At 66.9% G+C, this 22,173-nt stretch carries 22 protein-coding genes and 1 tRNA gene; 12 read left to right on the forward strand and 11 right to left on the reverse strand.

Features of this window, described 5'->3' with window-relative positions:
• Positions 1-3: 3 nt before the first annotated feature.
• The 4 genes from RZE79_RS14115 to RZE79_RS14130 are packed head-to-tail and all read right to left on the reverse strand — an operon-like array spanning position 4 to position 3,117.
• On the reverse strand, positions 4-858 hold the full coding sequence (locus RZE79_RS14115) for an Ivy family c-type lysozyme inhibitor (RefSeq protein WP_319360906.1): 855 nt from the start codon (positions 856-858) through the stop codon (positions 4-6).
• Between the two features lie 20 nt (positions 859-878).
• Positions 879-1,526 carry an endonuclease III gene (gene nth / locus RZE79_RS14120; protein ID WP_056581393.1) on the reverse strand — a complete coding sequence of 216 codons (648 nt, stop codon included), beginning with the start codon at positions 1,524-1,526 and terminating at the stop codon, positions 879-881.
• The gene (locus RZE79_RS14125) at positions 1,523-2,860 is read right to left on the reverse strand and encodes a type II toxin-antitoxin system HipA family toxin (RefSeq protein WP_319360907.1); all 1,338 of its coding nucleotides are present in this window, start codon (positions 2,858-2,860) and stop codon (positions 1,523-1,525) included. Before RZE79_RS14125 ends, nth begins: the two co-directional genes overlap by 4 nt.
• A complete protein-coding gene (locus tag RZE79_RS14130) occupies positions 2,854-3,117 on the reverse strand; it encodes a helix-turn-helix transcriptional regulator (protein WP_319360908.1) in 264 nt (87 codons plus the stop codon). Before RZE79_RS14130 ends, RZE79_RS14125 begins: the two co-directional genes overlap by 7 nt.
• Before the next feature lie 131 nt (positions 3,118-3,248).
• On the opposite strand from RZE79_RS14130, the gene RZE79_RS14135 reads away from it, so the two are divergent.
• Positions 3,249-4,436, forward strand: a complete 1,188-nt coding sequence (locus RZE79_RS14135; RefSeq protein WP_319360909.1) for a PLP-dependent aminotransferase family protein — start codon at positions 3,249-3,251, stop codon at positions 4,434-4,436.
• A gap of 4 nt (positions 4,437-4,440) precedes the next feature.
• Here RZE79_RS14135 and RZE79_RS14140 read toward each other — a convergent pair whose 3' ends face one another.
• Positions 4,441-4,668: a hypothetical protein gene (locus tag RZE79_RS14140; protein WP_056581383.1), complete on the reverse strand. Its 228-nt coding sequence runs from the start codon at positions 4,666-4,668 to the stop codon at positions 4,441-4,443.
• A 60-nt stretch (positions 4,669-4,728) separates the two neighbouring features.
• On the opposite strand from RZE79_RS14140, the gene RZE79_RS14145 reads away from it, so the two are divergent.
• Positions 4,729-5,055, forward strand: coding sequence for a DUF6172 family protein (locus RZE79_RS14145; protein ID WP_153284456.1), 327 nt, complete (start codon positions 4,729-4,731; stop codon positions 5,053-5,055).
• 6 nt (positions 5,056-5,061) lie between these two features.
• On the opposite strand, the gene RZE79_RS14150 is transcribed toward RZE79_RS14145, so the two are convergent.
• Genes RZE79_RS14150 through mfd form a run of 3 tightly spaced genes read right to left on the reverse strand, consistent with a single transcriptional unit; the run spans position 5,062 to position 10,315 of the window.
• Positions 5,062-6,129, reverse strand: a complete 1,068-nt coding sequence (locus tag RZE79_RS14150) for an Ldh family oxidoreductase (protein WP_319360910.1) — start codon at positions 6,127-6,129, stop codon at positions 5,062-5,064.
• Positions 6,126-6,836, reverse strand: a complete 711-nt coding sequence (gene serB, locus RZE79_RS14155) for a phosphoserine phosphatase SerB (RefSeq protein ID WP_319360911.1) — start codon at positions 6,834-6,836, stop codon at positions 6,126-6,128. The genes RZE79_RS14150 and serB overlap by 4 nt, the downstream gene beginning before the upstream one ends.
• On the reverse strand, positions 6,833-10,315 hold the full coding sequence (gene mfd / locus RZE79_RS14160) for a transcription-repair coupling factor (protein WP_319360912.1): 3,483 nt from the start codon (positions 10,313-10,315) through the stop codon (positions 6,833-6,835). Before mfd ends, serB begins: the two co-directional genes overlap by 4 nt.
• Positions 10,316-10,433: 118 nt before the next feature.
• Between mfd and ispD the strand changes: the two genes are divergently transcribed.
• Both ispD and ispF read left to right on the forward strand, forming a co-directional pair.
• Positions 10,434-11,147 (forward strand): 2-C-methyl-D-erythritol 4-phosphate cytidylyltransferase, encoded by a 714-nt coding sequence (gene ispD, locus RZE79_RS14165; protein ID WP_319360913.1) that lies wholly within the window; start codon positions 10,434-10,436, stop codon positions 11,145-11,147.
• The gene (gene ispF / locus RZE79_RS14170; protein WP_319360914.1) at positions 11,144-11,635 is read left to right on the forward strand and encodes a 2-C-methyl-D-erythritol 2,4-cyclodiphosphate synthase; all 492 of its coding nucleotides are present in this window, start codon (positions 11,144-11,146) and stop codon (positions 11,633-11,635) included. The genes ispD and ispF overlap by 4 nt, the downstream gene beginning before the upstream one ends.
• Positions 11,636-11,647: 12 nt before the next feature.
• On the opposite strand, the gene RZE79_RS14175 is transcribed toward ispF, so the two are convergent.
• Together RZE79_RS14175 and ompR are read right to left on the reverse strand one after the other, a co-directional pair.
• The gene (locus RZE79_RS14175) at positions 11,648-13,069 is read right to left on the reverse strand and encodes an ATP-binding protein (protein WP_319361183.1); all 1,422 of its coding nucleotides are present in this window, start codon (positions 13,067-13,069) and stop codon (positions 11,648-11,650) included.
• A gap of 77 nt (positions 13,070-13,146) precedes the next feature.
• Entirely contained in the window at positions 13,147-13,878 is a 732-nt protein-coding gene (ompR, locus tag RZE79_RS14180; RefSeq protein ID WP_007837017.1) for a two-component system response regulator OmpR, read from the reverse strand.
• A gap of 53 nt (positions 13,879-13,931) precedes the next feature.
• Between ompR and RZE79_RS14185 the strand changes: the two genes are divergently transcribed.
• Positions 13,932-14,411, forward strand: a complete 480-nt coding sequence (locus RZE79_RS14185; RefSeq protein WP_319360915.1) for a hypothetical protein — start codon at positions 13,932-13,934, stop codon at positions 14,409-14,411.
• Positions 14,412-14,461: 50 nt separating this feature from the next.
• Positions 14,462-15,169, forward strand: a complete 708-nt coding sequence (locus RZE79_RS14190; protein ID WP_319360916.1) for an SIMPL domain-containing protein — start codon at positions 14,462-14,464, stop codon at positions 15,167-15,169.
• 62 nt (positions 15,170-15,231) lie between these two features.
• Here the strand turns inward: RZE79_RS14190 and RZE79_RS14195 are convergent, their stop codons facing one another.
• A complete protein-coding gene (locus RZE79_RS14195) occupies positions 15,232-16,002 on the reverse strand; it encodes a 3-hydroxybutyrate dehydrogenase (RefSeq protein ID WP_101493095.1) in 771 nt (256 codons plus the stop codon).
• A gap of 68 nt (positions 16,003-16,070) precedes the next feature.
• On the opposite strand from RZE79_RS14195, the gene RZE79_RS14200 reads away from it, so the two are divergent.
• The 6 genes from RZE79_RS14200 (at position 16,071) to rimO (ending at position 22,094) form a co-directional block, all read left to right on the forward strand.
• Positions 16,071-17,024: an alpha/beta hydrolase gene (locus RZE79_RS14200; RefSeq protein WP_319360917.1), complete on the forward strand. Its 954-nt coding sequence runs from the start codon at positions 16,071-16,073 to the stop codon at positions 17,022-17,024.
• 58 nt (positions 17,025-17,082) lie between these two features.
• Entirely contained in the window at positions 17,083-19,272 is a 2,190-nt protein-coding gene (locus RZE79_RS14205) for a bifunctional (p)ppGpp synthetase/guanosine-3',5'-bis(diphosphate) 3'-pyrophosphohydrolase (RefSeq protein ID WP_319361184.1), read from the forward strand.
• A gap of 38 nt (positions 19,273-19,310) precedes the next feature.
• Positions 19,311-19,387 (forward strand) — tRNA-Val (locus tag RZE79_RS14210).
• Positions 19,388-19,603: 216 nt separating this feature from the next.
• Positions 19,604-19,975, forward strand: coding sequence for a hypothetical protein (locus RZE79_RS14215; protein ID WP_319360918.1), 372 nt, complete (start codon positions 19,604-19,606; stop codon positions 19,973-19,975).
• Between the two features lie 69 nt (positions 19,976-20,044).
• Positions 20,045-20,605, forward strand: coding sequence for a polyhydroxyalkanoate synthesis repressor PhaR (phaR, locus tag RZE79_RS14220; RefSeq protein WP_319360919.1), 561 nt, complete (start codon positions 20,045-20,047; stop codon positions 20,603-20,605).
• Positions 20,606-20,687: 82 nt separating this feature from the next.
• Positions 20,688-22,094: a 30S ribosomal protein S12 methylthiotransferase RimO gene (gene rimO, locus RZE79_RS14225; protein ID WP_319360920.1), complete on the forward strand. Its 1,407-nt coding sequence runs from the start codon at positions 20,688-20,690 to the stop codon at positions 22,092-22,094.
• The last annotated feature ends 79 nt before the right edge of the window (positions 22,095-22,173 follow it).

Raw genomic sequence — 22,173 nt, forward strand, 5'->3', positions numbered from 1 at the left:
CTGTCAGTTCTTGGCGCGCCACTGCTCGCGCCAGAGACGGTCGAGCTGCCCCGCGAACTGCGGCGAAGGTCCGCCCACAAGCTGGTTCTGTCCATTGCGCTGCACCAGGCCGTAGAGCCGGCCCGAGCCCTGGTCGTAGAGCGCGATCGCGTTGTGGTCGTGGCAGTCGTGCGGCTTGCAGAAGGCATGCAGCAGGTAGCGCGTGCCGTCCACCGTGACCCATTGCGGCTCGGGCGCCGGACCTTCGCGGCGCACGAGCCACGGTTCGGTTTCGCGCGTGCCCAGCGCGGCGCGCCAGGCCTTGTCCATCGCGGGGCCGCGGGCGAGCGCCGCAGGGCTGCCCGTGGCGGGTACCGGCGGCTTGATCGTCACAGCGGGTTGGGCGGCCGGCGTTGCGGCGCGTGCCGAGCCGTCGCAGCGCCAGTAGCGCTGCTTCATCAGCTCCGGCCCCAGCTGGCCCATGACCGGCTTGTCGGCCTTCAGCGTGATCGACTGGCCGCGCGCATCGCGAAAGACCAGGAAATTCAACATCGCGTGGTCGCCCTTGTCCACGCGGCCCATCAGCGCGACATCGAAGTTCGGCGGCGGCGCCTGGTTGCCGAAGAAGCTGTGCGCCGTGTCCGGCTCGCGGCCCACGACGCGGCGCTTGCCGCGCTCGGCGATCAGCATGTCTTCGCGCACCTGCAGCGTCGGCGCCGCTGCGTCGGCGCAGTTGGCGGACCAGCGCCCGCCGTAGAGCGCCATCGTCTCCGGCGGCAGCACGCCGTCGCGCGACCAGGCGGCGCCCGCACTGCACAGTGCCGCGACGAAGAGGAGGGCAGCGGGCGGTGTCGTCTTGAAAATCGTTGTGGTCGTCATGTGCGATGTGTATGTGCCGCTCAGGCGGTCTTGGGGGCCGGCGTCTTGGGCTTGAAGGCGCAGAAGGTGGCGACCGCGCATTCCCAGCAGCGCGGCTTGCGTGCCACGCAGACATAGCGCCCGTGCAGGATCAGCCAGTGGTGCGCGTGCAGGCGGTACTCGGGTGGGATGCGCTTTTCGAGCTTGAGTTCCACGTCCAGCGGCGTCTTGCCGGGCGCAAGCCCGGTGCGGTTGCCGATGCGGAAGATGTGCGTGTCGACCGCGATGGTCTCCTCGCCGAAGGCCACGTTGAGCACCACGTTCGCCGTCTTGCGCCCGACGCCCGGCAGCGCCTCGAGCTCGGCGCGCGTGCGCGGCACCTCGCCGCCATGCAGCTCGACCAGCATCCGGCAGGCCTCGATCAGGTGCTTGGCCTTGCTGCGGTACAGCCCGATCGTCTTGATGTACGACTCCAGCCCTTCCACGCCCAAGTCGAGGATCGCCTGCGGCGTGTTCGCCACTGGATAGAGCCGGCGCGTCGCCTTGTTCACCCCCACGTCGGTGGCCTGCGCCGACAGCAGCACCGCGGCCAGCAGCTCGAAGGGCGTGGTGTATTCGAGCTCCGTGCGCGGCTCGGGGTTGGCGGCCTGCAGGGTCGCGAAGAAGAGGGGGATGTCGGATTTTTTCATGGGGCTTGGGAGGCGACGGCAAGGCGCTTGGCATTGGCTTTCATGCCGTCGAAGATGGCGCTTGCCACCTGTTCGGGGAATTGAGGGGGCAGTTGCGCTTCGACACGGGCGATGACACCGGGCACCGCATCGATGAGGTCCGCGCGCAAGGCCTGTGCATCGCCCAGGCCCGCGAGTTTGGCGATGACGTCCCAGTGGCGCGGCTGGATGTCGGCCAGCTTCCAATGTGCGTTGCGTCCGCGGATCGCCATGGCGAGCTTGGCCTTGTGCCAGCTGATGTGGTTCGGGCCCGCACCGATGACCGGCCACGCGGACAGCACGTCGTACAGCGGTGCGAGGCGGTAGCCTCCGCCGCGCTCCAGGAAGATCGAGAAGTTCTTTGCGTGGCCGTCTGTGGCGGCCAGCAGCCAGAAGATCATCTGCGCCTTCACGAAGTGGGCCTTGTCGGCAGCCGCCTGCGTGCTGCCGTCGAGCACGCGCAAGATTTCGCGCATGCCGGGGCCGCCGTCTGCTTCGTACTTCAGCGTGCCCGGCACGCCGAGGGCCTGGCAGAAGTCTTCTTGCGGCAGCCGTGCGATCCATTCCTGCGGCGTGCTGGCGTGCTGCATGGCGCGATCGAAGCGGCGCACCACGAGGACCTTGCGTGCACCGAACACCTCGATCTCGCAATGCGCCACAGGCAGGCCGAAGGCCTCGACGATGCGCGAGCAGAGCCATTCGTTCTCGACCGACGTATGCATGTCGGCGCGCATGTTCCCGACCAGCCCCAGCGGCAGCTTGAGGATGTGGGTGGTCGGCGTGGCGCCCAGGGGCCGGTACCAGCGGCCGTCTTGCTGCAGCAGCGCGGTCTTTTCCTGTGCACCCGCGATGGAAATGCGGAACTCCTCGTCGTCCCGCTGGCCCAGAACATGGCCCGATGACAGCGAGGCGTCGATGGCGCGCTCGACGCCGGCCTCGTCGAGCGGTTCGGCTTCGATGCGATCGAAGCCGACGGGCGATTCGTTGGGCGACATCAACTGCACCGCGCCCACGCAGTCGCGGCCGATGGCACCCAGCAGGTCAAAGGCGCCGATGCTGCGCGTGGCGAACTTCAGCCGCAGCCGCTCGCGAATGGCATCGTTGTCGGGGAGCAGGTTGTCGAAGTAGCTGCGCACCACCTCGCCGCGATGCACCGCATTGCCCGGCATGAACGGCAGCGACAGCGAGATGCGGCGCGCGGCGGGCGAGGCCACCCACGATTCGGCGTACTGGAACCGATGCTCGCCATCGCGCACCTCCCAGTCGCCCACCTTCTGGCCGTTGGTCCAGACGGCCAGCGCGTGCGTGGCTACCACTGCGCCTCTCCAGCGGCCGGGGTGACGGGCTGTGATGCCGGTACTTCCTCAAGCACGAAGCGATAGCCCATGGCAGCGGCCAACCTTGCCATCTGGTCGAAACTGGTGACGCCGGGCTCGGCCTCTATGCGGGCGATCCGCTTCTGGCTGACGCCCAGGCGCGTGCCGAGTTCTGTCTGCGTCAGCTGGCTCGATTGCCGCAAGGCTTTGAGCAGGGTGCGTAGCTGCTGTGGCGTTTCGATCGGGTAGGCGGTCATGATTACTACCTTTAAGGGGTAATTTCAGAATACTCCATTTGAGTAGTAAATTCAAGAAACTACCTTGGGGGCGTAAAGTACCGCGCGCCTTCCCGACAGACAATGACGCCCAGAAAGTGAGACCGACCATCATGCAATTCGCCTCCCGCCTCGACAACGTCGAAACCTCCGCCATCCGCGAACTCTTCAAGCTGCTGGGCAAGCCCGGCATCATCAGTTTTGCGGGCGGCTTTCCCGACAGCGCGATGTTCGACGTCGAGGGCCTGAAGGAGGCGAGCCAGAAAGCGCTCACCGAAGAGGCCGGCGGGGCCCTGCAGTACGGCGCCACCGAAGGCTACGAGCCGCTGCGCAACCAGCTCTCCGATTTCATGAAGACCAAGGGCGTCGACGTCGACCCCAGCGGCCTGATCGTCACCACCGGCAGCCAGCAGGCGCTCGACCTGCTCGGCAAGACCATGATCTCGCCCGGCGACAAGGTGATCGTCGAAGGCCCGACCTTCCTGGCGACCATCCAGTGCTTCCGCCTGTACGGCGCGCAGCTCATCAGCGCGCCCATCGACGCCAACGGCGTGAAGACCGACGAACTCGAGAAGCTCATCGCCGAGCACAAGCCCAAGTTCGTCTACCTGATTCCGACGTTCGGCAACCCCAGCGGCGCGATGTTGACGCTGGAGCGCCGCAAGAAGGTGCTCGAGCTGGCTGTGAAGTACCAGACGCTGATCGTCGAGGACGACCCCTACGGCGACCTGTACTTCGGCGAAGCGCCGCCGCCGTCGATCATGTCGCTCAGCAAGGACGTGCCCGGCAGCCGCGAGCTGCTGGCGCACTGCGGCAGCCTGAGCAAGGTGCTGAGCCCGGGCCTGCGCATCGGCTGGATGATCGCGCCGCCCGAGCTGCTGGCCAAGGCGACGATGTGCAAGCAGTTCAGCGACGCCCACACCAGCACCTTCGCGCAGGCCACGGCCGCGCAGTACCTCAAGAGCGGCCGCATGCCCGGCACGCTGGCGCATGTGCGCGAGGTCTACGGCCAGCGCGCCCAGGCCATGGGCGCCGCGCTGACGCGCGAGCTGGGCGATGCGGTGAGCTTCACGCAGCCCAACGGCGGCCTGTTCTTCTGGGCGCGCCTCACGGGCGCCAACGGCAAGCTGGCCGATGCCAACGAGCTGGCCAAGCGTGCGATCGAGAAGCTGGTGGCTTTCGTGCCCGGCGCGCCGTTCTTCGCCGAGAAGCCCGATGTGGCGACCTTGCGCCTGAGCTTTGCGACGGCCGACATCGCGAAGATCGAAGAAGGCGTGAAGCGCCTCGGCGAAGCCCTGTAAATCGTCAGGGGGACCGGTGCAGCCGGGGCGCCGCCAGCAGGTCCAGGTTCTCTGAAATGGCCGCATCCACGTTCGGATAGCGGCCTTTCATTTTGGAGAGCGTCATGATGGTCTGCAGCGCCTTCAGGTCCTTGACCGAGGGCGCGACCTTGATCTGCGCAATGGCCGCCGGGGCGTTGCCGCCGTTCACCAATGCCATCACCTTGCTTGCCCAGTCGTTTGCGCGTGCCATGTCTTCGTCACCTGTAATCCGTTGAATGCGCCGACTGTACACAGCGGGTTACCATCGACCATGAGAAAAACCTTCCAGCTTCAGGTCGAGGGCAAGCACCCCGACCGTCACCTCGAAGCCGTCAAGCACGAGATCCGCAAGTACATCAAGCGCGAGCGCCGCCGCGACCTGCCCGAAGGCGCCGACTTCTGGGACTTCGACTGCAAGTTCGGCACCGCCCAGGAATCCGCCGAAACCATCCACCTCACGGCCATCACCGGCCTCATCGACGGTGTGGTGAAAGAGGGCGGCACGCAGTTTTACGTCGAGATCCTGGCCAAGCCCGGCAAGCGCCAGCCGCGGCCTGCGGGCGCGCCCGAGCACGCCGAGAACGACGACGAGGAATAAACCCCGTCAGATGATCAGCGCCTGCGCCAGCCGCAGGCCATGCCGCTGCTCCGCCTCCTGCAGCGAGCGCGCAATCGACGGGTGCAGCCGCACCCCGTTCGCCGATTGCGCTTCCCGACGTTTCAATCCGCCTTCACCCGGCAGCCGCACAGGCCTGGCCGGGTCGACGGGCGCGTTGTCGCGGCACTTCGCCGCCACGTGGTCCATCTGGCGCAGGAAGGCTTCCTTGCCACCGAAGGCGTTCAGGTCGTGCAGCGTGAGGTGCACCGTCGCGCCCCAGCCTTCGGGCGGGTCGGCGCGGCCGTGGCCTGCGAGGCCGGCCGTGAGCGTCTCGACCAGCAACGCCATGCCGTAGCCCTTGTGGCCGTGGCTCAGGCCGCCCACGGGCAGCAGCGTGCCGGGCGGCTGGTCGAACAGCACCTGCGGGTTGTTCGACGGCTGGCCTGATGCATCGATGAGCCACTCTTCGGCGAAGGTCTCGCCGGCCGCGCGCTTGCGGTTGCTCATGCCGTTGGTGGTGATCGAGGCCGAGATGTCGACCATCACGCCGCCCTGCGACAGCGGAAAGCCCATCGCCAGCGGGTTCGGCGTGAACACGGCCTGCGTGCCGCCGAAGGGCGCGACGCTGGCGGAGTTGGGGTCGGAGCAGGCCAGCAGCATCAGCATGTCTTCCTGCAGTGCGCGCAGCATGTAGACCGCGAGGCAGGCGATGTGGTGGCTGCGGCGGATCACGAGCGAGGCCGTACCCAGTTCGCGGGCGCGCGGCACCAGCAGGTCCATGCCCTGGTCCATGAGCCAGGGGCCGGGCAGGCGCTTGCCGTCCCACAGCACGGCGGCGGGGCGGTCGGACAGCACCTCGGGTGCGCCGTCGCGCGTCATGCCGCCCGATTCGATTTCTTTGACGTAGCCGGCCAGCAGCGCGAGGCCGTGCGTGTCGTGGCCCAGCAGGTCGCCTTCGACCAGCGTGCGTGCCACGCTGTCGGCCATCGAGGCCGCGAGGCCCGCTTTCTGCAGCAGGGCGCTGGCGTAGTCGCGCAGCGCGTCGGCGCGGTAGAGCGGGGCGGCGTCTGTCATTTCAGGATCTCCAGCACGCGGTCGAGACCGCCTTCGTTGATCGCCACCATGGCCTGCTCGCGCACCTTCGGCTTGGCGTGATAGGCCACCGAAAGGCCGGCTTCGCCCATCATCGGCAGGTCGTTCGCGCCGTCGCCCACGGCGATGGTCTCTTGCGGCGAGATGCCCATGAGCGAGGCCACCTCGAGCAGTGTGCGGCGTTTTTCGGCACCGTCGCAGATGTCGCCCCAGCTCTGTGTCACGACCTGGCCGGTGAGCTGGCCGTCGGCTTCGTCGAGCAGGTTGGAGCGTGCGAAGTCGATGCCCAGGCGGTCCTTCACGCGGTTCGCGAAGAAGGTGAAGCCGCCCGACACCAGCAGCACCTTGAGGCCCGCCGCCTTGCAGGCCGCGACCAGCTCGGCGGCGCCCGGGTTGAGCTGCAGGCGCTCGTCGTACACCTGCTGCAGCGCGGCCACGGGCACGCCCTGCAGCAGCGCCACGCGGCGGCGCAGGCTTTCCTTGAAGTCCTTGATCTCGCCGCGCATCGTGGCCTCGGTGATCGCGGCCACCTCGGCCTTCTTGCCGACGGCATCGGCGATCTCGTCGATGCACTCGATGTTGATGAGCGTCGAGTCCATGTCGAACGCGATCAGCTTGAAGTCGGCGAGCTTCAGCGGCGGCTTCACGCGTTGGAGGACGAGGCCGGGGGAAAATTCTGTAGCGCTCATGCGGGGGCGATTTCCTTGACGAGGGGTTGTCCGAGGCTGCGCAGCACGTCGCGCACCATCTGCGCGCGGTCCTTCGGCTCTTTCAGCTCGCGCTCGATGCGCAGCTTCTCGTTGCCGGCGAGCTTGATGTGCTTGTTCTTCTGGATCAGCTGGATGATGGCCATGCCGTCGACCGGCGCGTCCTTCTTGAAGGTGATGTTGATGATGCCCGGCGCGGCATCGACCTTGATCACGCCGTAGGGCCGCGCGAGCACGCGCAGCCGGTGCGTGTCGATGAGCGTCTGGGCCTGCGGCGGGAGCTTGCCGAAGCGGTCGACGATTTCCTCGAGCAGCGTGTCGATCTGGTCGGGCGTCTTCGCGGTGGCGAGCTTCTTGTAGAACGACAGGCGCAGGTGCACGTCGCCGCAGTAGTCGTCGGGCAGCAGGGCGGGCGCGTGCAGGTTGATCTCGGTCGTCACCGACAGCGGCGACAGCAGGTCGGGCTCCTGCCCGGCCTTCAGCGAGCGCACGGCCTCGCTGAGCATCTCGTTGTAGAGCTGGAAGCCGATCTCCATCATGTTGCCACTCTGGTTCTCGCCGAGCACTTCGCCCGTGCCGCGAATCTCCAGGTCGTGCATCGCGAGGTAGAAGCCCGAGCCGAGTTCTTCCATCTGCTGGATGGCCTCGAGCCGCTGCGAGGCCTGCTTGGTCAGGCCCTCGGTGTCCGGCACCATGAGGTAGGCATAGGCCTGGTGGTGCGAGCGCCCGACGCGGCCGCGCAGCTGGTGCAGCTGCGCGAGGCCGAACTTGTCGGCGCGGCTCATCACGATGGTGTTGGCGGTGGGCACGTCGATGCCGGTCTCGATGATGGTCGAGCACAGCAACATGTTGTAGCGCTGGGCCACGAAGTCGCGCATCACGCGCTCCAGCTCGCGCTCGGGCATCTGGCCGTGGGCCACGGCGATGCGGGCTTCGGGCAGGATTTCTTCGAGCTTCTGGCGCCGGTTCTCGATGGTCTCGACCTCGTTGTGCAGGAAGTACACCTGCCCGCCGCGCTTCAGCTCGCGCAGCACGGCTTCGCGGATCACGCCCGTGCCCTCGTTGCGCACGAAGGTCTTGATGGCCAGCCGGCGCTGCGGCGCGGTGGCGATCACGCTCAGGTCGCGCAGGCCTTCGAGCGCCATGCCCAGCGTGCGCGGAATCGGTGTGGCGGTGAGGGTGAGCACATCGACCTCGGCGCGCATCGCCTTCATCGCCTCCTTGTGGCGCACGCCGAAACGGTGCTCCTCGTCGATGATGAGCAGGCCTAGGTTCTTGAACTTGATCGACGGCGAGAGCAGCTTGTGCGTGCCGACCACGATGTCGACCTGGCCCTCGGCCAGGCCCTTGGCGGCGGCCGAGATTTCCTTGGCCGAACGAAAGCGGCTCATCTCGGCCACCTTCACTGGCCACTTGGCAAAGCGGTCGACCAGCGTCTGGTAGTGCTGCTCGGCCAAGAGCGTGGTCGGCGCGAGAAACGCCACCTGCTTGCCACCGGTGACGGCGATGAAGGCCGCGCGCAGCGCGACCTCGGTCTTGCCGAAGCCCACGTCACCGCACACGAGGCGGTCCATCGGCTGGGGCGAGATCATGTCCTGCACCACGGCGTGGATGGCGGCCTTCTGGTCGGCGGTTTCCTGGAAGCCGAAGTCGTTGGCGAACACCTCGTAGTCGGCCGGCGAGTAGCGGAAGGCGTGGCCTTCGCGCGCGGCGCGGCGGGCGTAGATGTTGAGCAACTCGGCGGCCGAGTCGCGCACCTGTTCGGCGGCCTTGCGCTTGGCCTTTTCCCACTGGCCGGAGCCGAGCTTGTGCAGAGGTGCTTCGTCGGCGCTCACGCCGGTGTAGCGGCTGATCTGGTGCAGCTGCGACACGGGCACGTAGAGCGTGGCCTTGTCGGCGTACTCCAGGTGCAGCATTTCCTGCAGCAGGGGCTTGCCGTCGGCGTCGGTGCCCTGGCCCAGGTCCATGTGGATCAGGCCGCGGTAGCGGCCGATGCCGTGCGCGGAGTGCACCACCGGATCGCCGACATTGAGTTCGGACAGGTCCTTGATCAGCGCCTCGACGTCGCTGACCTGTTCCTGCTTCTTGTTGCGCCGGCGGGTGGTGGGCGCGGTGGCGAACAGCTCGGTCTCGGTGACGAAGTCGATCGCCTGTTCACGCCATGCAAAGCCCGAGGCCAGCGCAGCGGTCGCGATGCCGATCTTCTCGTCGCCCGAGGCTTCGAACTCGGCCAGCGAGTCGAAGGCCGGCGGGTTCACGCCGCTGGCGCGCAGGAAGTCGAGCAGGCTCTCGCGGCGGCCGTCGCTCTCGGCGATCAGCAGCACGCGGTGCGGCGTGGCGGCGATGTGGGCCTTCAGGCCGACCAGCGGGTCTTCGGCGCCGCGCACCACGGCGAAGGGCGGCAGCTTGTCGAACTCGGCGTAGGGCGCGTCGGTGGCGATGTCGCCGCGAATGGCAAGCTGCGCGTGCGGCTTGGCGCGCTGGTAGAACTGCTCGGCGTTGAGGAACAGCGCCTCGGGCGGGAGCGCGGGGCGCTCGGGGTCGCCCTGCACCAGGCGGTAGCGCTCGTTGGTGTCCTGCCAGAAATGCTGGAACGCGGGTTCGAGGTCGCCGTGCAGCACGACGGTGGCGTCGGCGCCGAGGTAGTCGAACACCGTGGCCGTCTCGTCGAAGAACAGCGGCAGGTAGTACTCGATGCCGGCGGTGGCCACGCCGTTGCCCATGTCCTTGTAGATGCGGCTCTTGGTCGGATCGCCCTCGAGCAGTTCGCGCCAGCGGCTGCGAAAGCGCGCGCGGGCGTCGTCGTCCATCGGAAACTCGCGGCCCGGCAGCAGGCGCACCTCGGGCACGGGATAGAGGCTGCGCTGGGTGTCGGGGTCGAAGGTGCGGATGGAGTCGATCTCGTCGTCGAACAGGTCGACGCGGAACGGCACCAGCGAGCCCATCGGAAACAGGTCGATCAGGCCGCCGCGCACGGCGTATTCGCCCGGACTCACGACCTGCGTCACATGGCTGTAGCCGGCCAGCGTGAGCTGGGCCTTGAGCTTCGATTCCTCGAGCTTCTGCTTGGCCTTGAAGTGGAAGGTATAGCCCGCCAGAAAGGCAGGCGGCGCGAGCCGGTACAGCGCGGTGGTGGCGGGCACCAGCACCACGTCGGCCTCTTTCTGGCTGATGCGCCACAGCGTGGCCAGGCGTTCGCTGATCAGGTCCTGGTGCGGCGAAAAGCTGTCGTAGGGCAGCGTTTCCCAGTCGGGAAAGAGGGCGCAGCGCAGCTCGGGGGCGAAGAAGGCGATTTCGTCGATGAGCCGCTGGGCGTCGTTCGCGTCGGCGGTGAACATCGCGGTGGCGCGGCCCGCGGCCTTCTCGCGCATGCCGAGCTGGGCCAGCAGCAGCGCATCGGCGGACAACGGGGGACGCGGCAGCGTGAAACGCTTGCCCGCCGGGAGAAGGGGGAGGTCCATGGAGCGGCTCGAAAAATGCACGACACCCCGCGCCGGACGGCGAGGGGTGTGCGAATGTCAATTCTAGAATGGCGGCCCCTTATTCGCTTGTCGGCCATTGGCCCGTGCCGCACCCCTCATGTCTTCTTCCCGTTTCTACGTGCTGATCCCCTGTGCCGGCTCCGGCCACCGTGCCGGCGGCACGCAGCCCAAGCAGTACCGGCGCCTGGCGGGCCAGTCGATGGTGGCCCACACGGTGGACGCGTTTCGCGCGATGGCCGGGCGTTTCGCGGGGGTGGCCGTGGTGGTGTCGCCCGACGACCGCGAGGTGCAGACGGCGCTGCCGCGCTTTCCCTCGAACGGCGAGCACCTGCTGCGCGTGGGCGGCCTGACGCGCGCCGCCTCGGTGCGCAACGGCCTGGCGGCGCTGCGCCAGAAGGGCGCGGGTGCGCACGACTGGGTGCTGGTGCACGACGCGGCGCGTTGCCTCGTCACGTCCAGCCAGATCGAGGCGCTGATCGCCGCCTGCGAGCACGACGCCGTCGGCGGCCTGTTGGCACAGCGGCTGGCCGACACGCTGAAGGTGTCGTCGACCGACAGCCGCTCGACGCAGACCCTGCCGCGCGCCGACAAGTGGCTGGCGCAGACGCCGCAGATGTTCCGCATCGGCATGCTGCTCGACGCGCTGGAGCGCGTGGGCGACGTGGTGACCGACGAGGCCAGCGCCATCGAAAGCCTCGGCCTGGCGCCGCTGCTGGTGCCCGGCAGCGCACAGAACTTCAAGGTCACGTTCCCTGAAGATTTCGCACTGGCCGAGGCGGTGCTGCTCGGCCGCAAGAAGGCCATGGCATGACAACGACCCCGTTCAACATCCGCATCGGCGAAGGCTGGGACGTTCACCAGCTGGTGGCGGGGCGAAAGCTCATCCTGGGCGGCATCGAGGTGCCGCACTCCAGCGGCCTGCTCGGGCATTCGGACGCCGACGTGCTGCTGCACGCCATCACCGATGCGCTGCTCGGCGGTGCCGGGCTGGGCGACATCGGCCGGCATTTCCCGGACACCGACGCCCAGTTTCGTGGCGCCGATTCGGCCGTGCTGCTGGCCGAGGCGGCGCGCCGCGTGCGTGCGGCGGGCTGGGAAATCGGCAACGTCGACAGCACCGTGATCGCACAGGCGCCCAAGCTGGCGCCGCACATTCCGGCCATGTGCCAGCGCATCGCCGACACGCTGGGCATCGCGCTCGATCAGGTCAATGTGAAAGCCAAGACGGCCGAGAAGCTCGGCCCGGTGGGCGAGGGGCGGGCGATGGAAGCCCGCGCCGCGGTGCTGCTGCACCGCTGACGCGTCAGCGCTTCAGGCGACCTGCTTCTTGCCCGGCAGGTCGCTGGGCTTGCTGGTGCTCGCCGGCATCGCGCGCGGCATCCGGATGTGGGCCGCGAGGCCCCGGCCCGGCGTGCTGGTGAGCGCGAAGGTACCGCCCATGCGCTCGATGTTCTTCGCCACGATCGACAGCCCCAGGCCGGCACCGGCCGCCGAGGTGCGTGCCGCGTCGCCACGGAAGAAGGGCTTGGTCAGCTGCACGAGCAGGGCAGGCTCGACGCCCGCGCCGTGGTCGCGCACCTTGATCAGCACCGCGTCGTTGTTGGCCTGCGCCTGGATCGTCACGTCGGCCACGCCGGTCGACGGCGTCTTGCCGTAGCGCCGCGCGTTCTCGACCAGGTTGGAGATCACGCGCGTGAGCTCCACCTCGTCGCCCATCACCTTCAGGTCGGCGGGCACGTCGACGTGGATGTTCATCTCTTCGTAGTCCTGCACGGCATAGGTGCAGGCGTCGATCACGTCGCGCAGCAGCACCGGGCGCTGGTCGACATGGTCGGGGCGGGCGTAGTCGAGGAACTTGTCGATGATCGCGTCGAGCTGCGCGATGTCGGCGGCCATGTGGTCGCGCGCGTCTTCGTCGGCCACGCTCATCTCGGTTTCGAGCCGCAGCCGGGCCAGCGGCGTGCGCAGGTCGTGCGAGATGCCGGCCAGCATGATGGCGCGGTCCTGTTCGATCTTGGCGAGCTGGTCGGCCATGCGGTTGAAGCCGATGTTCACCGCTCGGATTTCGTTGGTGCGGGCGCGCTCGTCGAGCCGGTGAGCCTCGTACTCGCCCTCGCGCACCTGCAAGGTGGCGCGCGACAGCTGCTTGAGCGGCAGGTTGATGAGCCGCGTGATCAGCGCCGCGCCCGCGAGCGACAGCGCCATCGCCGTGCTGAGCCAGACCAGCCAGGTGCGCCCGCCCACGCGGCTGAAGCGCGTGGGATCGAGCAGCAGCCAGTAGGTGTCGCTCTCGATGGTGAAGCCGATCCACAGGCCGGCCTCGTCGTTCACGCGGCTGGCCACGGTGGTGCCTTCGCCCAGTTGCGCGATCAGCTCTTCGGTGACGCGTTCGTCGAGCGCGCCGCTGGTGTAGGGCTGGAAGCGATCGTTGGGTTCGCGCGGCAGGATGCGCACGCCTTCCTGGTCGGCCAGCGTCTTGATGAGCGAGACCCGCGTGATCGCGTCCGAATACACGAGCGCCGCGCGCGTGAGGTTCACGAGCGAGGCGATCTGGTGCCCGGTCTGGATGGCGCGTGGCTCGTACTCGAGCGAGCGGAAGGTCTGCAGCCAGGCGACCGTGCAGCCGATCAGCAGCAGCGCGAGCAGAAAGAAGGTGCGCCAGAAAAGGCTGAAGCCCAGCTTGAGGCCGGGGCGGCGGTCACGTTGCGCGCTCGCTTCGAGCGGGCTCGGCATCGTGACCTGCGCACCGTCCTCCTGGGCCGGGTCAGGTCGGGCGGAATGGAGGCCGATGGCCACCTCTCAGCGGGGCGTCAGGCCGTGCCGTCCGGCACGAACACGTAGCCCACGCCCCAGACGGTCTGGATGTAGCGCGGCGCTGCGGCGTCGGACTCGACCAGCTTGCGCAGGCGCGAGATCTGCACGTCCAGGCTGCGGTCGAAGGGTTCGAACTCGCGGCCGCGTGCCAGCTGGGCCAGCTTTTCACGCGACAGCGGCTGGCGCGGGTGGCGCACCAGCGCCTTGAGCATTGCGAACTCGCCGGTGGTCAGCGAGAGTTCTTCGCCGTCCTTCTTCAGGGTGCGCGAGCCGAGGTCGAAGGCGAACGGGCCGAAGGTGACGGTCTCGTTCTCGGTGGAGGGAGCGCCCGGCGCCTCGAGCGGCGGACGGCGGCGCAGCACGGCGTGCACGCGGGCCAGCAGTTCGCGCGGGTTGAAGGGCTTGCCGAGGTAGTCGTCGGCGCCGACTTCGAGACCGACGATGCGGTCCACGTCTTCACCCTTGGCGGTGAGCATGATGATCGGCGTGCGGTCGTTGGCGGCACGCAGGCGGCGGCACACCGAGAGACCGTCTTCGCCGGGCATCATCAGGTCGAGCACGATCAAATCGACCGTGTCGCGCAACAGGATGCGGTTGAGCGCCTTGCCGTCCTCGGCCACGATCACTTCGAATCCTTCCTGCGTCAGGTAGCGGCGCAGGAGGTCGCGGATGCGGGCGTCGTCGTCGACGATCACGATCTTGTCGGTGCGAGCGGGAACTTGAGTCATTTCTACAACGTTGAATTTGTAACAGCGCCGATTCTGAAGGCGTTAGCACCCCATTGCTGCCGAATTCCGTAGTGGTTGACACTAAGTTACACAACTTGCGGGCGCTCGCGCTCTGGTCATCCGGGCTTTGCCCAGCGGTGGCACAGTCCGTGCTGCCTTATGACGATTGCTCGATGAGACCTTCTTTTTCTGCCTTGCCTCTGCTTTTTCTCGCCTGCGCTTGTGGTGCGACGTCCGTCGCTTCCGAAGGGTTTTTACGGGTCGGTGAAGTGCGCCGCAGCGAAGTGCGTGACGCCGTGGCTGCCCACCGGGCAGCCCAGCGCGAAGAGCAGCGCCGCGGCGAAGCGCTGGCAGGACGCCGCCTCACGGCGGGCGAGCTGTTCGAGCTGAGACAGCAGGTCCGCGGGCAGTGGGTGCCCGCAGGAACGGGCGTCCTTCTGAATTCGGCAGAATCACAGCCTGCCGAGCGCATCGTGCCGGTACCGCAGCCCGTCGCCCGTCCGCAAACCGTGCCGCGCAGCCTGCGCCACTGAAGACCGCGCGGGCGAGGGCTTTCCTCGCATCCACCAGGGAGAAAACCGTCTTGAAGACTGTTCGATTGATCGCGGCCTGCGCCGCGCTGACCTTTGCCGGGGCCGCCTTGGCCCAGAATGCCGTCATGCCTGCTCCACAAAACGTGCTCCAGCTGTCGGCCTCCGGCACCGTCGAAGTTCAGCAGGACCTGCTGAGCATGACCCTCGTCACCACGCGCGATGCCGCCGAAGCGGGCACCGTGCAGACCCAGCTCAAGACCGCGCTCGACGCTGCGCTGGCCGAAGCCAGGAAGAATGCGCAGCCGGGCCAGCTCGATGTGCGCACCGGCAACTTCAGCCTCTCGCCGCGCTACACGAAGGACGGCAAGATCAATGGCTGGCAAGGTTCGACCGAACTCGTGCTCGAAGGCCGCGACTTCGCGCGCATCACCCAGACGGCCGGACGCATCAGCACGCTCAGCGTGGGCAACGTCGGCTTCGGCCTGAGCCGCGAACAGCGCGCCAAGACCGAGACAGAGGCGCAGAACATCGCCATCGACAACTTCAAGCAGAAGGCCGGCGAGCTGGCCAAGGGCTTCGGCTTCGGCGGCTACACGCTGCGCGAGGTGTCGGTGAACGCGAACGACAGCGGCCCGATCCGTCCGCGCGTGATGGCCATGCAGGCCAAGTCGTTCTCGGCCGCCGATTCGGCCGTGCCGGTGGAAGCGGGCAAGACCAGCGTGGTCGTGAACGTCTCCGGCTCGGTGCAGCTCAAGTAAGCAAGCAGCGCACGGCGCCGGCGGGCCGATGCCGCCGGCGTTTTCCGGATCTCTCTATTTATTTACTGAGCCGTCCAGCCGCCGTCCATGGCCCAGGCGACGCCCCGCACCTGATCGGCCGCGGGAGAACTCAGGAAGACGGCCAGCCCGCCCAGTTGCTCGACCGTCGTGAACTGCAGCGAGGGCTGCTTTTCCCCCAGCAATTCGTTCTGCGCCTGCAAGGCCGAAATGCCTTCGCGTGCCGCGCGGTCGTCGATCTGCTTTTGCACCAGCGCCGTGAGCACCCAGCCCGGGCAGATCGCATTGCAGGTGACGCCGGTGGTGGCGGTTTCGAGCGCCACCGACTTGGTCAGCCCCACGATGCCGTGCTTGGCCGCGACATAGGCCGACTTCTGCGCCGAGGCCACGAGCCCGTGCGCCGACGCGACGTTGATGATGCGGCCCCAGTTGGCCTCGCGCATGGCGGGAATCGCCAGGCGCGTCGTGTGGAAGGCGCTCGTGAGGTTGATCGCGATGATCGCGTCCCAACGTTCGGTCGGGAAGTCTTCGACCTTGGCGACGTGCTGGATGCCGGCGTTGTTCACGAGGATGTCGACGCGGCCGAACTTCGACGCGGCGAACTTCATCATGTCCTCGATCTGGTCGGGCTTGCTCATGTCGGCCCCGTGGTATTCGGCACGCACGCCGAGCGCCTCGATCTGGGCCTTGGGGGTTTCGGCATCGCCGAAACCGTTGAGCACGATGTGTGCGCCCTGTTGGGCCAGCGCCTTGGCGATGGCGAAGCCAATGCCACTGGTGGACCCCGTGACAAGCGCGGTTTTGCCTTTGAGCATGAAGATCAATCTCCGGATGAATTAGGATGCAACGAGACCATTATCCGCACCCGAACCCCTCCGTTTCCATGACAGAACCGACCCTTCACGACGTGGCCTGCAACGACGCCCAGGGCGGTCATCGCATGGCCTATTGGCAATGGGGCGACGCGCACAGTGCGCATGTCGTGGTCTGCGTGCACGGACTGACCCGGCAGGGGCGCGATTTCGACGAGCTCGCGCAGGCCATCGTGGCGCGCGCGGGCGGCGATGTGCGCGTGGTCTGCCCCGACGTCGTCGGGCGCGGGCGCAGCGACTGGCTGCGCGACCCTTCTTTCTATCAAGTGCCTGTGTACGCAGCCGACATGGTGACGCTGATCGCGCAGCTGCACGGCGAACATCCCATCGACACGCTCGACTACGTCGGCACCAGCATGGGCGGGCTGATCGGCTTCGTGCTGGCCGGCCACAAGGAGCTGCCGCTGCCACGGCCCATTCGCCGCTTCGTTGCGAACGATGTCGGCCCCACGGTCGAGCCCGCCGCCATCCAGCGCATCGGGGCGTATGTGGGGAAGAGCGGCCAGTTTGCGAGCGTGCAGGCCGCGGCCGACGCGATGTGGGCCCTGTCGACCACTTTCGGGCCGCACACGCCCGAGCAGTGGCGGGCGTTGTCGCAGCACATGGTGGTGCCTGCGTCCGAACGCAGCGCCGACGGTGCCGCCAAGACCGCCAGTGCCGGCCCGGCAGGTGAGGGCGCCTGGGTGCTGCACTACGACCCGGCCATCGGCGTGCCGCTGCGCGCCATCACGCCCGAAATCGCGGCGCAGGGCGGGGCCGTGATGTGGAGCCTGTACGACGCCATCGAGGCGCGCACGCTGCTTACGCGCGGCGCGGTGTCCGATCTGCTGTCGCCCGAGACGGCAGCGGCGATGACGCAGCGCGGGCCGCGTGCCACGCTCGTCGAGTTCGAGGGCGTGGGCCACGCGCCGACTTTCGTCGATCCCGCACAGGTCGCCGTCGTCACGAATTTTCTGTTCGATTGAGGGCATCGTGAAGCGAGAGTCTGCGAGCCTTCAGACGGCGCCCGTGTCCGACGGCGTCATGGTTGATTACCCGCTGTCGGCCGCCACGGCCGACCGCTCGCCGGTCATGGAGAACATGCTGGCGCGCGCCCGCGCGTTTGCCGAGCCGCTGATCGCCGATGAAAAACTCGACACCGGCGAGAACACGCTGGCGCACGCCGATGCGGTGGCCGCCATCGTCGCGAAGATGGGCGGCTCCGAGGCGATGCAGGCCGCGAGCTACCTCGTGTATTCGTGCCAGCACCTGAACCGCCCGCAGGAAGTGATCGCCAAGGTCTTCGGCGACAACTTCGCGGCACTCGCCGTCGAGACCACCAAGCTCGTGCGTGTGCAGGAGCAGGCACGCACGGCCTCGCAAGGGCACCACGCCGAAGGCGCCGGCGCGCAGACCGAGAACGTGCGCAAGATGCTGCTCGCGTTCTCGCGCGACCTGCGCGTCGTGATGCTGCGGCTGGCCTCGCGCCTGCAGACGCTGCGCCATGCAGCAGCCAGCAAGCAGCCCGCGCCCGAGAGCGTGGCGCGCGAGTCGCTGCAGGTGTTTGCGCCGCTCGCGAACCGGCTGGGCATCTGGCAGGTGAAGTGGGAGATCGAAGACCTCTCGTTCCGCTTCCTGGAGCCCGACACCTACAAGCTGATCGCGCGACTGCTCGACGAGAAGCGCATCGAGCGTGAAGGCCACGTCGAGCAGTTGCGCTCGCAGCTGGAGCACGAGCTGCAGGCCGAGGGCGTCAAGGCCACGGTGCAGGGGCGCCCGAAGAACATCTACAGCATCGTCAAGAAGATGCGCGGCAAGTCGCTCGACTTCGAGCAGGTCTTCGACATCCTTGCGCTGCGCGTGGTGGTGCAGGACGTGAAGGACTGCTATGCCGCGCTGGCCTGGGTGCACTCGCACTTCCAGCCCATCGACGAAGAGTTCGACGACTACATCGCGCGGCCGAAGCCGAACGGCTACCAGTCGCTGCACACGGTGGTCCGTGAGATCATCGATGGCAAGGTGGGCAAGCCGATCGAGATCCAGATCCGCACCGAGGAAATGCATGACCACGCCGAACATGGCGTGGCCGCGCACTGGGCCTACAAGGAAGCGGGTCACAAGGGCTACGCGGGCGTCTGGGCGAGTGGCGAGTACGACGCCAAGATCGCCGTGCTGCGCCAGCTGCTGGCCTGGGAGCGCGACCTGTCGGGCGGGCTGCAGGGGCAGGGGCTGTTCGACGACCGCATCTATGTGCTCACGCCCGATGCCGCCATCGTCGAGTTGCCGCAGGGCGCGACGCCGGTCGACTTCGCCTACACGGTGCACACGACGCTGGGGCATCGCTGCCGCGGAGCGCGTGTCGATGGCGCGATGGTGCCGCTCAACACGCCGCTGTCGAATGGGCAAACGGTCGAGATCATGGCGGCCAAGGAGGGCGGGCCGTCGCGCGACTGGCTGAATGCGGAACTGGGTTATCTCGCCAGCCATCGCGCGCGCGCCAAGGTGCGGGCCTGGTTCAACGCGCAGATCACGCACGAGACCGTGGCGCGTGGACGCGAGGCCGTCGAGAAGCTGCTGCAGCGCGAAGGCAAGACGGCCATGCGGCTCGAAGACCTCGCTTCGCAGCTCGGCTTCAAGTCGGCGGACCACCTGTTCGAGGTGGTCGGCAAGGACGAGTTCTCGCTGCGCAACATCGAGACGCTGCTGCGTCCGCCCGAGCCGGCGCTGAATCCCGACGACGGCGTACAGATCAAGAAGGCGCGCGGCAGCGAGAAGTCGGGCAAGGGTGGCGTGCTCGTGGTGGGCGTGTCGTCGCTGATGACGCAGCTCGCCAAGTGCTGCAAGCCGGCGCCGCCCGATGCGATCCGCGGCTTCGTCACGCGCGGCCATGGCGTCAGCGTGCATCGCGCGGACTGCAGCAACTTCCGCACGATGGCTGCGAAGGATGGCGAGCGCGTCATCGATGTCGAATGGGGCCTGCCGAAGAAGGGGGCGGATGCGCCGGTCTACGCGGTCGATGTGGCAGTGGAAGCGGCCGACCGGCAGGGCCTGCTGCGCGATATCTCCGATGTCTTTGCGCGCGAGAAGATGAACGTGATCGGCGTGCAGACGCAGTCGATCAAGGGCACCGCCTGGATGACTTTCACCGTGGAAATCGCCGATGCCGCGCGCCTGACGCAAGTGCTGGGCGTGGTGACTGCAGTGACTGGTGTGCGATCTGCACGTCGGCGATGAAAAGGGCCATTTCTCCTGCTATACTCGATGCTTCTCTTAGGCGCGTAGCTCAGTTGGTTAGAGCACCACCTTGACATGGTGGGGGTCGTTGGTTCGAATCCAATCGCGCCTACCAAATCAAACACGGGTTGCAGCGATTTCGCTGCAACCCGTTCGTCGTTTGGACGGCGTGTTTGTCTTTGGATCGGCCTGGTCGTCACGAATGATCGACACAGGCGAAAGCCTTTCACGGGCGGCCCTTCGCGCGGTGCAGGCAAAGCGTCCGAGCCATGTGGTTGTGCTACCTTGAGCGGTCTGCCAACCTTCTCGAATTTCCTTGATAAGCGATCTGATGAATACGCGATCAACGCCTGTTGATCGGGCGCACGCCGACCAGCGCGTGGCCGCATTGCTCAAGCAAGCCCCTGTTGAATTTGTGCGCGCGGTCTACGGCATCAATGACATTGCCAGTGGCCGCATTGACACCATGGCCGCACGCGAGGTGGCGCGTGCACAACGACAGGGCATGCCGGTGACCGAAGAGCGCGCCGAGCAGCGCGCACGCGCCTATCTTCCGACGGCGGGACAGGAGCACTGTCCTCGGTGCTGGGTTGTCTACGGGCAGAAGATCCCGCTGCGATTCAGGTTGTCGACTCCGGAGCGTCCTGAAACTGCGGCGTGTCATGCGTGTGGCGCCGAGTACGTGACAGCGCCGGATGCGTGAAGAAAAATCACGGTCAGGGTAAACCTTGTCGCGATGCAGCAAAACCGCTCCCTAGAATCATCCGATGACATGGGCGTCCATGTGAAGGAGTCTGTAGTGCAGAGCAAGAAGTCCGGGGTGAAGCCGGTCCAGCGTGTGATCAAGAAGTACCCCAACCGACGGCTCTACGACACGGAGACATCCACGTACATCACGCTGACCGAGGTCAAGCAGCTGGTCATCAAGAACGCGCAGTTCGTGGTGCGCGATGCCAAGACCGGTGACGACCTCACGCGCAGCATCCTGCTGCAGATCATTCTGGAAGAAGAGGCGGGCGGCGCGCCGATGTTCACCGAGCAGGTGCTGGCCAACATCATCCGCTTCTACGGGCAGGCCATGCAGGGTTACATGGGCCCGTACCTCGAGAAGAACATCCAGGCCATGACCGAGATGCAGGCCCAGCTCACCGAAAAGGCCGAAGGCCTGACGCCCGAGATGTGGTCGCGCTTCATGACCATGCAGTCGCCGATGATCCAGGGGCTGATGGGCAACTACGTCGAGCAATCGAAGAACGTTTTCCTGCAAATGCAGGAGCAGATGCAGAAAAACACCGAGCAGGTGCTGGGCGCCTTTGGCATCAAGCGCCCCTGAGCGCCGCGCGATGGCCCGCCCGAATGGGGCGACTGTCCGATGAATGCCCCGCTGTCACCGATAGCTGGGACAATAGAGGCCTATGAGCGAAGTTGCCTCCCCTGAACGTACTGTCACGCCGACCGCCCCCAAGGTCGGCTTCGTCAGCCTTGGTTGCCCCAAGGCGTTGACCGATTCCGAACTGATCCTGACCCGGCTGAGTGCCGAGGGGTATCAAACCTCCAAGACTTTCGAGGGTGCCGACCTCGTGATCGTCAACACCTGCGGCTTCATCGACGATGCCGTGAAGGAAAGCCTGGACACCATCGGCGAAGCACTTGCCGAGAACGGCCGCGTGATCGTCACTGGCTGCCTGGGCGCCAAAACCGGCGACCAAGGCGGCAACCTCGTGCGCCAGATGCACCCGAGCGTGCTGGCTGTCACCGGCCCGCATGCCACCCAGGAGGTGATGGATGCGGTGCATGCCAACCTGCCGAAGCCGCACGACCCGTTCATCGATCTCGTGCCGAACACCTTCGGTGTGGCCGGCCTCAAGCTGACGCCGCGGCACTACGCGTATCTGAAGATCAGCGAAGGCTGCAACCATCGCTGCACCTTCTGCATCATTCCCTCGATGCGCGGCGACCTCGTCTCGCGTCCGGTGGGCGATGTGCTCAGCGAAGCCAAGGCCCTGTTCGAGGGTGGCGTAAAGGAACTGCTGGTGATCAGTCAGGACACCTCGGCCTACGGCGTCGACGTGAAGTACCGCACCGGCTTCTGGGACGGCAAGCCGGTCAAGACCCGCATGCTCGAACTCGTGCGCACGCTGGGCGAAATCGCCGAACCCTATGGCGCCTGGGTGCGCCTGCATTACGTGTACCCGTACCCGAGCGTCGACGAAATCATCCCGTTGATGGCGAGCGGCCAAGTGCTGCCGTACCTCGACGTGCCGCTGCAGCACAGCCACCCTGACGTGCTCAAGCGCATGAAGCGGCCGGCCAGCGGCGAAAAGAACCTGGAGCGGATCGCGCGCTGGCGCGAGACCTGCCCTGAACTCGTGCTTCGCAGCACCTTCATCGCCGGCTTCCCAGGCGAGACGGAGCGGGAGTTCGAGCACCTGCTCGACTTCATCCGCGAGGCCGAGATCGACCGTGCGGGCTGCTTTGCCTACAGCCCCGTCGAAGGCGCAACCGCCAACGACATTCCGGGCATGCTGCCCGAGGCTGAGCGCGAAGCTCGCCGCGCCCGCTTCATGGAAGTGGCGGAGGCCGTGTCGATCGCCAAGCTGCAAAAGCGCATCGGCTCGACGATGCAGGTGCTGGTCGATTCGGCGCCAGGCATGGGCCGCAAGGGTGGGGTGGGGCGCACGTATGCCGATGCACCGGAGATCGACGGCACTGTTCGCCTCCTGCCGCCCGAGAAGATCAGCAAGACGATGAAGGTCGGTGAGTTCACGCGCGCCCGCATCGTGGGCGCCGAAGGCCACGACCTGATCGCGTTGCCCGTTTGATGCACCTGATTCAAGCGGCCAAGAAAAAAGCCACCGGAGGCCGGTGGCTTTTTACAGAAGACCTGGTAAGGGTCTGTTC

This window comes from Variovorax sp. EBFNA2, assembly GCF_033802765.1.
Taxonomy (GTDB): domain Bacteria; phylum Pseudomonadota; class Gammaproteobacteria; order Burkholderiales; family Burkholderiaceae_C; genus Variovorax; species Variovorax paradoxus_H.